This is a genomic window from Rhodococcus sp. RD6.2 (genome assembly GCF_001040705.1).
In the GTDB taxonomy this organism is placed as follows: Bacteria; Actinomycetota; Actinomycetes; order Mycobacteriales; family Mycobacteriaceae; genus Rhodococcus_G.
The window spans coordinates 43684-55372 of record NZ_CVQP01000002.1; the positions used below are offsets into that span (position 1 = coordinate 43684).

The window sequence follows — 11689 nt, forward strand, 5'->3', positions numbered from 1 at the left end:
GTGTTGTGCGTCGCGGCGGCGAGAACGGCCGGGCTACGGGGTGACGATCGCGAAGTCCGGGTCGGGCTCGTCGAGGTAACCGACCATCTCGACCAGCACCGCCGGGTCGCCGCCCACGGTGATCGTGCCGTCGGCGATCATCGCGGCCATGTCGCCGCCGCCGATCAGCGCGGAGTGCAGGGCGGGGTTCGACAGCGTGAAGGTCGCGTCGGGGCTCGCGAGGTCACCGGTCACGTCGAAGTGGACGAGAAGCCCATTGCGCAGATGGGTGCGGTGCACGACGTCGGAATCACTCACCTTCCAGTCGATGGCAATGTCCGCGGACCACGCCTTCGGCCCGTCGACGCGCAGCGCGATGGCGTCGAAGAGCTGCTCGACACTCAGCGCATTCGCGATGTCGGGGGACGCGGTCGCCGTCGGCGTCCCGACCGGTCCGTTGCGCAGTTCGTAGGCGCCCATCAGGAAGAAGTTCCGCCACGTGCCGTTCTCCGACCCGTACCCGAGCTGCTCGAACGCGTCCGCCTGCAGTGCCTTGGCTTCCGCGTTGTCGGGCTCGGCGAAGATCACGTAGTTCACCACCTGCGTCACCCAGCGGAAGTCGCCCTCGTCGAACGACTTTCGGGCCTTCTCGAGGACCGCGTCGACGCCGCCCATGAACTCGACGTGACGCGCCGCGGACTCGGCGGGCGGATGCTCCCACAGGTGCGCCGGGTTGCCGTCGAACCACCCCATGTAGCGCTGGTAGATGGCCTTCACATTGTGGCTGACCGAGCCGTAGTAGCCGTGCGTGTGCCACACCTGCTCGACGCCGGGCGGCAGTTGGATGTCCTCGGCGATCTCGATTCCGGTGGCGCCCTTGTTCAGTGCCCGCAACGTCTGGTCGTGCAGGTACCCGTAGAGGTCGCGCTGCACCGACAGGAACTCGGTGAGCCGTTCCGTCCCCCACGTCGGCCAGTGGTGCGACGCGAACAGCACGTCCGAGCGTCCGGCATACCGGTGGATGGACTCGGTGAGGTACTTCGCCCACACGTGCGGGTCGCGGACGAGCGCACCGCGAAGCGTCAGCAGATTGTGCAGGGTGTGCGTGGCGTTCTCCGCCATGCACAGCGCCCGCAGGTCGGGGAAGTAGAAGTTCATCTCGGACGGTGCCTCGGTGCCCGGCGTCAACTGGAACTCGATGGTGATGCCGTCGACCACCTCCGTCTGCCCGGTGTGGTCGATGTCGAGGGTCGGGTTGATCAGCGTCGGGGTTCCGGTCGACGTCGTCGGGCCGAGACCTGCGCCGATGGAGCCGCGCGGTCCCCGCGGCAGTGCGGCCCCGTACATGTAGGCGGCACGCCGTCCCATCGCCGTTCCGGCGTAGACGTTCTCGGCGACCGCGTGCTCGACGAAACCGGTCGGTGCGAGGACAGGGCAGCGGCCCGCGTCGACGTCCTCCTGTGTCGTGACACCCTTGACGCCGCCGAAATGGTCGATGTGGCAGTGTGAATAGATCACGCCCGTCACCGGACGGTCCCCGCGGTGCTCGCGGTACAGGGCCAGGCCCGCGGCGGCCGTCTCCTCGGAGATCAGCGGATCGATCACGACGACGCCCGTGTCGCCCTCGACGAGAGTCATGTTGGACAGGTCGAGTCCGCGGATCTGGTAGATGCCGTCGGCGACCTCGTACAGGCCCTGCATGGCGCACAGTTGCGACTGGCGCCACAGGCTCGGGTGGACGGTGTCGGGGCACTCCTCGGAGAGGAACGCGAAAGCATCGCTGTTCCAGACGGTCTCGCCTGCATCGTTGCGAACGATGCCCGGTTCGAGTTTGGCGATCAGGCCGCGCTGCGCGTCTTCGAAGTCCTGGGTGTCCGAGAATGGCAAGGCGCGCCTCGACTCGGCGTGCTGTGCATCGATGCTCGCGACAGCGGGTTTCTGGTCGGTCATCGTTCTCCTCGTTCAGTTGGTTCGGGCGGACCTCGCGACACCGCTCAGCAATGTCACGATGGCGATTCCGACGACGAAATAGATGGCCGCGCTGCAGAGCCGGGACGCGACCGTCCCCGCGGCCGCGAACGGCAACAGTGCGACGGCGATGGTCGCGAGCACACCGATCCAGCCGAAGAAGCTCGTCGCCCGGGGCGTGGTGAGCAGCAGGACGTGGAGCAGTGCGGTGGCGATCAGGGCAGCGACCACCGCGTGCCCGGCAAGGTTCGCGGCCTGGGAGTCCCCGATCCCGGTCGCGGGCGTGATGACCGGAACATCGAGGACGTCGCGGACGAGGAGCAGTCCCACGAGTGCGGCGAGCGCCGCGACCAGGGCCGTTGCAGCCCCACCCGCCCACAGTCGCTTCGCGTCGACCGTCGTGGTGGATGGCTCGGGTCGATTCGTGGTCAACGAGAACCCCTTCCGTCGGTGCCGTCGGTTACCGGTTCCGACGCTAGGGTGTCCGGGCGGACCCTGGCCTCATCCCACGCGGGTGAGGTGTGGACGCCTTGGCAGGGCAGAGAATGGCGCGGCTCCGCTGCCTGGGGCGGAGGGGCCGCGCAGGTGTACGCGGCCCTTACTGCCGGGCCGGAACACGGTGCTCCTCCGGGTGTGGAGTGAGCGACCGCGCGGGTTCGCTCGCCGACGCGGTGATGCCGATGCTCGCAACCACGACGAGTGCGATGGCAGCGAGGCGGGTGAGCCCGACGGACTGGTCGAGGAGCAGCCATCCGGCGACGAGCGCCATGATCGGCTCGAAGCTGAGGAGCACCCCGAAGACGTGACGGGGCAGGCGGCGCAGGGCGGCGAGTTCGAGCGTGTACGGAATCACCGACGCCAGGACGGCGGTGGCCGCCGCGATCGCGAGCAGTCGCGGGTCGGTCAGCGCACTCGCGGCACCCGACGCGCCGACGGGGAGCACACAGACCGCCGCGACCGCCAGTGCGACCGCGAGGCCCCCGTGGCCCGGCACGGTCTCGCCCACCTTCGCCGTCGCGAGCACGTACAGCGCCCAGAACACCGCCGCGACGAGAGCGAAGGCGATGCCGACGGGGTCCAGGGACGATGCGGTCAGGGCGTTCTCGAGTCCGAGGAGCGTCATGCCCGCCAGTGCCAGCGCCACGCACGCGAGATCGCGCCGGCGTCGGGAGAGGACCGCAGCGAGCAGGAGTGGACCGAGGAACTCGATCGAGACCGCGACCGCGAGGGGAATGCGGGCGATGGAGGCATAGAAGAACCCGTTCATCCCGGCGAGGGCGCCGCCGAGGACGAGCACGGACCGCCACTGATGACGTGTCCACCTGTCCGCGCGGGGACGGACCACGACGAGGAGGATCGCCGCCGCGATCGTCAGTCGCAGCGCCGTGACCGCCCACGATCCCATGACGGGAAAGAGGCGGGCGGCCGTCGCCGCCCCGAACTGCAGCGAGACGCACGATCCGAGGACCAGTGCCACGGCGGGCGCGTTCGCGCTGGCGCGAGTGGGGCGGGGGAGGACGGTCACCTATTCAGCATTGTCACCGCCGTATCATCAGTCCAGCGAATTGTTCTTCGCTATTTCGGTCAGTTGAACTAATCAATGGGTGGAGTCGCCGTGCTGAACGTCATGCGGTTGCGGATGCTGTGCGAACTCCACCGTCGCGGCACGCTCGCCGAGGTCGCGCAGGCACTGTCGTACACGCCGTCCGCGGTGTCGCAGCAGTTGTCGCTGCTCGAACGGGAGACGGGCGTGACGCTGTTCGAGCGCGTTGGCCGGGGAGTGCGCCTCACCGACGACGCCGTCGGTCTCGTCGCGCACGCCGAGGCCGTGCTGGCCCGCCTCGAACAGGCCGAATCCGAGCTTGCCGCCGCGCAGCCCCAGATCCGGGGCACGCTGCGCGTCGCGTCGTTCCAATCCGTCGTCGTCGAGTTGGCCCCGCCCGCACTGACCTTGCTGGCGGAGCGGCATCCGCAGCTGCGAGTGGAGATCAGTCATCGCGAGGTCGGGCCCGCCTACAGTGCGCTCCTGTCGCATCAGTTCGACGTCATTCTCGGGGAGGAGTATCCGGGTCTGCCCGATGAGATCCGGGTCGGCGTCGACCGAGCCGATCTCGTCCGCGACCGGCTGTGCCTGGCCGTCCCCGCCACCGGACCGTGGGCGTCGGTGCCGACTGTGTTGGCGGATCTGCGTGCGGCGCCGTGGGCGCTGGACCCGGCGGACTCGCCGACCGGGGCGTGGGGGCGGGCCGTCTGCCGCGCCGCGGGGTTCGAGCCTCCGATCGCGTTCGAGAACTCCGATCCGCTCCTGCAGGCACACCTCGTGAGCTCGGGACATGCCGTTGCCTTCATTCCTGCGCTGATCGCCGGACGGCATCAGGGCGGTGTCCAGCTGATCGGCCTGCCCGGCGACCCGCATCGGACGCTGCACACCGCCGTGCGCGACGGACGGGCGGCGCATCCCGCGGTCCGTGCCTTCCGGGCGGCGCTCGCGGAGGTTGCGTCGGAGCGCGCGGCGATCCCGGTCGCGCGGTGGCTGGACGACGCCTGACAGAGGCTCTTTCGTGTGCCGGCGATGCAACGTTCGTGTGACGCTTGCGTTACCACTGCCGGGGTCATGATTCCATCGGGTTGCCAAGTGCTGCAACCCGATCCGCGTTAACTCAGAGTTCACGCGTACCGCTTGCGTGCCGTGAGGCGGCGGTCCACTCTCGGGTGACGACGATTCCCTCCGTAAGACGGGCGTCGCACCCACCGCCGATCGAGCGGTGGCTCCTTCGAACGTAAAGGTGGACCGCATGGATCAGGCTCTTGCCGCGGCCAATACCGCCTGGATCCTCGCCGCCACCGGCCTGGTGGCGTTGATGGTTCCGGGTCTGGCGCTCTTCTATGGCGGCATGGTGAGTGTCCGCAGCACCCTCAACATGATGATGATGACCTTCGGTGCGTTCGCACTGGTCGGCGTCCTGTGGGTGCTCTTCGGCTACTCCGCGGTCTTCGGCGACTCGCTCGGCGGCGCCGGACTGCTCGGCGACCCGCTCGAATACCTCGGCCTCGGCCAACTTCTCGAGGCTCCGGCCGAACCCGGACTGCCGCCCGCCCTCTTCGCGGCGTTCCAGATGCTCTTCGCCGCCATCACCGTCGCCCTCATCTCCGGTGCCGTCGCGGACCGCCTCAAGTTCGGCGCGTGGATGGGCTTCACGGCAATCTGGCTCACCCTCGTCTACTTCCCGGTTGCCCACTGGGTCTTCGCATTCGACAGCTCCGACGGCTCCGTCATCGGCGGCTGGATCGCGAACACCCTCGGTGCCATCGACTTCGCCGGCGGCACCGCCGTCCACATCAACGCAGGCATCGCCGCCCTCGCGCTGATCCTGGTGCTCGGCAAGCGGCACAACTTCGCGAACCCGCCTCGCCCGCACAGTCTTCCGCTGACCATGCTCGGCGCAGGCATCCTGCTCTTCGGCTGGCTCGGCTTCAACGGTGGCTCCGCGCTCGCGGCGAGCAACAGCGCTTCGGTGGTCGTGCTGAACACCCTCGCGGCGTCGTGTGCAGGCATCTGCGCCTGGCTGCTCGTCGAGCGGATCCGCACCGGCCACTCCACCACGCTCGGTGCGGCCTCCGGCCTAATCGCGGCACTCGTCGCCATCACCCCCGCCTGTGGTGCGGTCTCCCCGATCGGCGCTCTCGTCATCGGCGCCGTCGCCGGTGCGGTGTGCTGCGTGGCGATCTCGCTGAAGTTCAAGCTCGGCTACGACGATGCACTCGACGTCGTCGGCATCCACCTCGTCGGCGGTGTGCTCGGCACCCTGCTGATCGGGTTCCTCGCCACCGAAGCGGCCCCGAACGGTGTCGCGGGCCTGTTCTACGGCGGCGGACTCGGTCTCCTCGGCAAGCAGACGGTGGCCGTGGTTGCGGTCCTCGCCTACTCGTTCGCTGTCACCTGGCTCATCGCCAAGGGCATCGACAAGGTCACCGGCCTGCGCGTCGACCACGAGGTCGAGCGTGACGGCCTCGACGTCGCGGTGCACGGCGAATCCGCCTACTCCGTCGAGGCACCCGAACTCGGCGGGGCGGTCGTCACCACCGACGCCGACGACGTCGCCGTCGCCGCGGAGGCCATCACCGAGAAGGCGGTCACCGAGAAGGTCACCTAGGGCATGTCACCCGATCCCTCGGGTTCAGGGGTAGGACCGTCCCCAGCAACGCGGTTCTGAACCCGAGTACGCGAAAGACCCCCGGTGTCGCGTCGTCCTCCACGCCGACATCGGGGGTCTTTCCCTGTGTTCCTTGCCCTTTCGGGAGCTAGTTCTTCGGGACCCGGATGATCAGGGCGTCACCCTGTCCGCCGCCGCCACACAGGGCAGCCGCACCGACACCGCCGCCGCGACGCCGGAGTTCGAGGGCCAGGTGCAGCGCGATGCGGGCCCCCGACATGCCGAGGGGGTGGCCGAGCGCGATGGCGCCGCCGTTGACGTTCACCTTCTCCGCGTCGATGCCGAGTTCGCGGGCCGAGACGATTCCGACCGCGGCGAATGCCTCGTTGATCTCGATCAGGTCGAGGTCGGTCGGGTCGATGCCCTCCCGCGCGCAGGCCTTCGCAATGGCGTTCGCGGGCTGGGACTGCAGAGTCGAGTCCGGTCCGGCGACCTGTCCGGAGGCGCCGATCTCGGCGATCCAGTCCAGGCCGAGTTCCTGTGCCTTGGCCTTGCTCATCACCACGACCGCTGCCGCACCGTCGGAGATCTGCGACGCCGAACCGGCGGTCACGGTGCCGTGCTTCGAGAACGCCGGACGCAGCGTGCCGAGCGACTCGGCGGTGGTGTCCGCGCGGATGCCCTCGTCGGCGGCGAAGAGGATGGGGTCGCCCTTGCGCTGCGGGATCGAGACGGGCACGACCTCGTCGTCGAAGATGCCGTCCTTCCAGGCGCGGGCCGCGCGCTGGTGCGACGCGGCCGCGAACGCGTCCTGCTCGGCGCGGGAGACGAACCGCTCACCGGCATTGGCGGATTCGGTCAGGTTGCCCATCGCCTGGTCGGTGAATATGTCGTGGAGGCCGTCGTACGCCATGTGGTCGCGCAGGGTCACGTCGCCGTACTTGAAGCCGGCGCGGGACTTCTCGAGCATGTGCGGGGCCTGGGTCATCGACTCCTGGCCGCCGGCGACGACGATGTCGAACTCGCCTGCGCGGATCATCTGGTCGGCCATCGCGATGGCGTTGACGCCGGACAGGCACACCTTGTTGATGGTCAGTGCGGGCACGCTCATCGGGATGCCTGCGGCGACCGCGGCCTGCCGTGCGGGGATCTGTCCGGCGCCCGCGGTGAGGACCTGGCCCATGATGACGTAGTCGACCTGCTCGGGGGCAACGCCCGCCTTGTTCAGGGCGCCCTTGATCGCGACCCCGCCGAGATCGGATCCCGAGAAGTCCTTCAGCGATCCCTGCAGGCGTCCCATCGGGGTACGGGCTCCGGCAACGATGACCGAGACGTTGTTCGTCATGTGTTCGACCTTTCAGACGAGTTCGGGGAGTCGGACGTCGAGCTGGGCGCCGGTGGCGGCGACGACGTCGTCGACCGTCACGCCGGGCGCCAGCTCGACGAGTGCGAGGGTGCCGTCACCGACGACGTCGATCACCGCGAGGTTGGTGATGATCCGGTTCACGACGCCCTGACCGGTCAGCGGCAGGCTGCAGGACTCGACGATCTTCGCGCCGCCGTCCCGGTCGTTGTGCTCCATGACCACGATGACGCGGTTCGCGCCGTGCACGAGGTCCATCGCGCCGCCCATGCCCTTGACCATCTTGCCGGGCACCATCCAGTTGGCGAGGTCGCCGGTGGCGGAGACCTGCATGCCGCCGAGGACGGCGGTGTCGATGTGGCCGCCGCGGATCATGCCGAACGAGAGCGCCGAATCGAAGTATGCGGCACCGGGATTGACGGTGACGGTCTCCTTGCCCGCGTTGATGAGGTCGGCGTCCACGGCGTCCTCGGTGGGGTAGGGGCCGGTGCCGAGGATGCCGTTCTCCGAGTGCAGCGTCACCTTCACGTCGTCGGTGAGGTAGCCGGGGATCAGCGTCGGCAGGCCGATGCCGAGGTTGACGTACTCGCCGTCGATCATCTCCGCTGCCGCGCGGGCGGCCATCTGGTCGCGGGTCCATCCCTGCGTCATCGCGAAACTCCTTCGGTGACAGTGCGCTTCTCGATGCGCTTGTTCTGGGGTCCGGTGTGCACGATCCGCTGGACGAACACGCCCGGCAGGTGCACCTGGGCCGGATCGAGCTCGCCGGCCGGAACCAGTTCCTCCACCTGCGCGATGGTGACCTTGCCCGCCATCGCCGCGAGGGGGTTGAAGTTCAGGGCGGTCTTGTCGAAGACCAGGTTGCCCGCGGTGTCGCCGCGGACGGCATGGACGAGGGCGAAGTCGGCGTTGATGCCGAGCTCCATCACATACCGCTTGTCGCCGAACTCGCGGGTCTCCTTCGGCGGCGACGCGAGTGCGACGGACCCGTCGGCGTGGTAGCGCCACGGGAGTCCGCCGTCGGCGACCGGGGTGCCGACACCGGCGGGGGTGAAGAACGCGGGGATACCCGCGCCGCCCGCACGGAGTCGCTCGGCGAGGGTGCCCTGCGGCGTCAGCTCGACCTCGAGCTCACCGGAGAGGTACTGCCGCGCGAACTCCTTGTTCTCGCCGACGTATGAGGCGGTGACGCGGCTGATCTGCTTGGCGCCGAGCAGGATTCCGAGGCCGTGGTCGTCCACGCCGCAGTTGTTGGAGTACACCTCCAGGTTGCCGACACCGGACGCGGCGAGCGCGGCGATCAGGGCGTCGGGGATCCCGCACAGGCCGAAGCCTCCGACTGCGATCGAGGCGCCGGTGCCGATGTCGGCGACGGCCTCGGTCGGTGTGGCGAACACGGTCGTTCCCATCCGATTCCTTCCTCCCTGCCGTGTCCATCGAACGGACACCGCGGATTGACTCTGCGGACCAGTTAAACGAGCAGGTAATCAACGTTCAAGGTCAGCGGACTCTCGGGGCGGATTCTGTTCGGATGATGAAACGTGGACGCCCAAGTGTTCACTGAATGGACGTATGATCGGGCGCATGGAGTCCGACGCCAAACCTCAGGTGATCCGCCGGGTGGGTGCCCTGCTGCGGGCCGTGTCTGCCGCCGAACCGGCCGGAGCCTCGACGTCGGACCTGGCGCGCGCCGCGGAACTGGCCAGGCCCACCGCCCACCGCCTGCTGGCGTCCCTGGCCGAAGAGGGCCTCGTCGACCGCGACAACAAGACGGGACGCTGGTCGCTCGGGCCGGAGCTGTACCTGCTCGGGGCGCAGGCCGCGACGAGGTACGACATCTCCGACGCGGCCCGCGACATCCTGCGCGAGTTGGCCCGCGACACCGGCGAGAGCGCGTTCCTGTCCGCGCGCCGCGGCGACGAGACGGTGTGTATCGCAAGCGAGGAGGGCAGCTTCCCGCTGCGCTCGCACGTCCTGCACGTCGGACTGCGGCTCCCGCTCGGCGTCGCGTCCGCCGGGCTGGTGATCCTGTCGCACCTGCCGGACCGCGAGATCGACGACTACCTCAACAGGCGAGAGCTCGCCGAACGCTGGGGAGACGAACACAGCACCGCGGGCATCCGTGATCGCATCGACGCGACCCGGCTGACCGGCTACTGCCTCAACCCCGGACTGCTCGTCGAAGGCAGTTGGGGGATGGGCGCCGCCGTGTTCGACTCCGCCGACCAACCCGCGTGGGCGCTGAGCCTGACCGGAGTCGAGTCCCGCTTCCCGCCCGAGCGGCGCGGCGAGCTCGGCGAACTGCTGCTCCGGCAGGCACACCGGTTGACGCAGCGGCTGCGCGGTGGGCGTTGAACCGACGCTCCCTGCGCGTGACGCGGCGGTGACCCGACATCCGGCCGGCCGGGAACGTCACCGGCGGATGCAGCGAAAACCGATGTGGCTCATCCCCGTGTCGACCATCTGCGGTCGCCTCGCGGAGGGCCGGTATCGCATGCAGTAGCTGTCCGCGCAGAGGAACGAGCCGCCTTTGACGACCCGGCGAGGGATCGCGAACCGAGGCTGGGACGGATCGTAGGACTCGGTGCCGCAGCACGGCGTGGTCGACCGGTCCTCGCCGTAGAAGTCGGCCGTCCACTCCCAGACGTTGCCGGCCATGTCGAACAGGCCGTAGCCGTTGGCCGGAAAGCTGCCGACCGGAGTGGTCTGCCCGTACCCCTTGTCCGGGAGATACGGGAACTCGCCGTGCCAGTAGTTGGACAGCTTCTGGTCGGCCCGCTCCGGCTCGTCGCCCCACGTGTAGGTCGCGCGATCGAGCCCGCCCCGCGCTGCGACCTCCCACTCTGTCTCGGTCGGCAAGGATTGCGCCGCCCACTCGGCGTACGCCTCCGCATCCTCGTACGCGATGTGCACGACAGGATGGTTCTCGCGGCCTCGCACCGACGACCGCGGCCCGCGCGGGTGCTGCCAGCACGCGCCCGGCGTCCACGTCCACCACTGACTGAGGTGTCTCAGGTCCACCGGGCCCGCCGTGCGGTGGAACACCATCGACCCGGGCTGCAGGTTCGCAGGCGGTGCACCGGGGTAGTCGGCTGGGTTCAGCGGACGCTCCGCGACTGTGACATATCCTGTGGTGGAAACGAATTCGGCGTACTGGGTGTTGGTCACCTGATGCTTCTGCATCCAGAATCCCTCGACCGAGACCGTCCTCGGCGGCCCTTCCTCCGGGTAGTCGTTGTCGGCGCCGACCGTTGTCGACTGCGCGGGGATCCAGACCGCGTCCGTGTCCAGGCCGGGATCGGTTGTGAGAGTGTCAGGCACCGAAAACCGTCTTCCAATCGTTCTTGATGCTGGCGACGACCCACCCGTCGTCGGCTGCCCTGTGCAGCGCCGTCTCTGCGCCCGACCTGTAGTCGAACTCGCGTTCGGCGTCGTCGTGCAGGATGAGCAGTTGCAGCGAGGGATGCCCGGACGAGGCGGTGAACTCCAGCATCTCGATGTCGCCGTTCGAGTTGCCCGCCGCGAAGACGGGTCTGCGTCCGATCCGATCCCACAGCCGGACTGGCTTGCCGGGCCCGTCGTCGACGAACTGCAGGTCGGCGGTCGTGTACACGTCGGCATCCCGATAGACGAGGTTCACCGTGCTGCCCACCACCCGCTCCGGCGGAATCCCGTACATCGGGCCGGATATCGGACGCATGAAGTCACGTCCACCGCCCGACACGATGTAACAGGTGAACCCGTTGTCCTCGAGGTACCGCAGCAACTCGACCATCGGCGAGTACCCGCATTCGGTGTACGGGCGGCCCAGTGTCGGATGCCGGGCGGCCTCGAAGAACTCGGCGATCACGGCCGCATGCTCGTCGACCGAGATCTCCTGATGGGCCGCGAGGATCGCGGCCGTCAGCGGGGCGAAATCGCTGTCGTCACCCTGATAGTGCTTCGCAACTGCGCCACCGAGCCACGCCAGGTCGCCGGTCCAGGCGGCCTTGTACGGCTGCGCCTCCCGTAGTGCCGGGTCGGCCTCTGCCTGTTCCCGGAATCGCCGGATCAGGAAGTCCAGTTGGACGTACATCGGCTTCTCGCACCACAGGGTGCCGTCGTTGTCGAAGACGGCAACCCGGGCATCCGGTTCCACGTGGTCGGGTCCTTCGGCGGTGACCCGCTCGACGAAGTCGACTATCGCCGACTTCGTCGAGCCGTTCGTCCAGGTGTCGAGCACGGC

11 protein-coding genes are annotated in these 11689 nt (G+C 68.7%); 3 read left to right on the plus strand and 8 right to left on the minus strand.

The features are described from left to right. Positions 1-33: 33 nt before the first annotated feature. The 3 genes from RHCRD62_RS04550 to RHCRD62_RS04560 all read right to left on the minus strand — a co-directional run bounded on the left by RHCRD62_RS04550 (position 34) and on the right by RHCRD62_RS04560 (position 3472). The gene (locus RHCRD62_RS04550; protein WP_050063523.1) at positions 34-1929 is read right to left on the minus strand and encodes an alkyl/aryl-sulfatase; all 1896 of its coding nucleotides are present in this window, start codon (positions 1927-1929) and stop codon (positions 34-36) included. 12 nt (positions 1930-1941) lie between these two features. Beyond that, a complete protein-coding gene (locus RHCRD62_RS04555; protein WP_050063524.1) occupies positions 1942-2379 on the minus strand; it encodes a DUF6069 family protein in 438 nt (145 codons plus the stop codon). Positions 2380-2545: 166 nt separating this feature from the next. Then, positions 2546-3472: an EamA family transporter gene (locus tag RHCRD62_RS04560; RefSeq protein ID WP_253277200.1), complete on the minus strand. Its 927-nt coding sequence runs from the start codon at positions 3470-3472 to the stop codon at positions 2546-2548. Between the two features lie 90 nt (positions 3473-3562). Here RHCRD62_RS04560 and RHCRD62_RS04565 point away from each other — a divergent pair, with 90 nt between their 5' ends. Together RHCRD62_RS04565 and RHCRD62_RS04570 are read left to right on the plus strand one after the other, a co-directional pair. After that, complete coding sequence (locus tag RHCRD62_RS04565) at positions 3563-4495, plus strand: LysR family transcriptional regulator (protein ID WP_050063681.1); 933 nt, start codon at positions 3563-3565, stop codon at positions 4493-4495. Between the two features lie 247 nt (positions 4496-4742). After that, on the plus strand, positions 4743-6101 hold the full coding sequence (locus RHCRD62_RS04570; protein WP_050063525.1) for an ammonium transporter: 1359 nt from the start codon (positions 4743-4745) through the stop codon (positions 6099-6101). A gap of 148 nt (positions 6102-6249) precedes the next feature. On the opposite strand, the gene RHCRD62_RS04575 is transcribed toward RHCRD62_RS04570, so the two are convergent. From RHCRD62_RS04575 to RHCRD62_RS04585, 3 genes are read right to left on the minus strand one after another with little or no spacing between them, the layout of a single operon-like run. Continuing rightward, positions 6250-7446: an acetyl-CoA C-acetyltransferase gene (locus RHCRD62_RS04575; protein ID WP_050063526.1), complete on the minus strand. Its 1197-nt coding sequence runs from the start codon at positions 7444-7446 to the stop codon at positions 6250-6252. A 12-nt stretch (positions 7447-7458) separates the two neighbouring features. After that, positions 7459-8115 (minus strand): 3-oxoacid CoA-transferase subunit B, encoded by a 657-nt coding sequence (locus RHCRD62_RS04580; RefSeq protein WP_050063527.1) that lies wholly within the window; start codon positions 8113-8115, stop codon positions 7459-7461. Then, complete coding sequence (locus tag RHCRD62_RS04585; protein WP_050063528.1) at positions 8112-8873, minus strand: CoA transferase subunit A; 762 nt, start codon at positions 8871-8873, stop codon at positions 8112-8114. The genes RHCRD62_RS04580 and RHCRD62_RS04585 overlap by 4 nt, the downstream gene beginning before the upstream one ends. 175 nt (positions 8874-9048) lie before the next feature. On the opposite strand from RHCRD62_RS04585, the gene RHCRD62_RS04590 reads away from it, so the two are divergent. Further along, positions 9049-9819, plus strand: coding sequence for an IclR family transcriptional regulator (locus RHCRD62_RS04590; protein ID WP_050063682.1), 771 nt, complete (start codon positions 9049-9051; stop codon positions 9817-9819). A gap of 57 nt (positions 9820-9876) precedes the next feature. Here the strand turns inward: RHCRD62_RS04590 and RHCRD62_RS04595 are convergent, their stop codons facing one another. Beyond that, positions 9877-10755 (minus strand): formylglycine-generating enzyme family protein, encoded by an 879-nt coding sequence (locus tag RHCRD62_RS04595; protein WP_050063683.1) that lies wholly within the window; start codon positions 10753-10755, stop codon positions 9877-9879. Positions 10756-10777: 22 nt separating this feature from the next. Then, a complete protein-coding gene (locus RHCRD62_RS04600) occupies positions 10778-11686 on the minus strand; it encodes an HAD family hydrolase (RefSeq protein ID WP_050063529.1) in 909 nt (302 codons plus the stop codon). Positions 11687-11689: the final 3 nt, after the last annotated feature.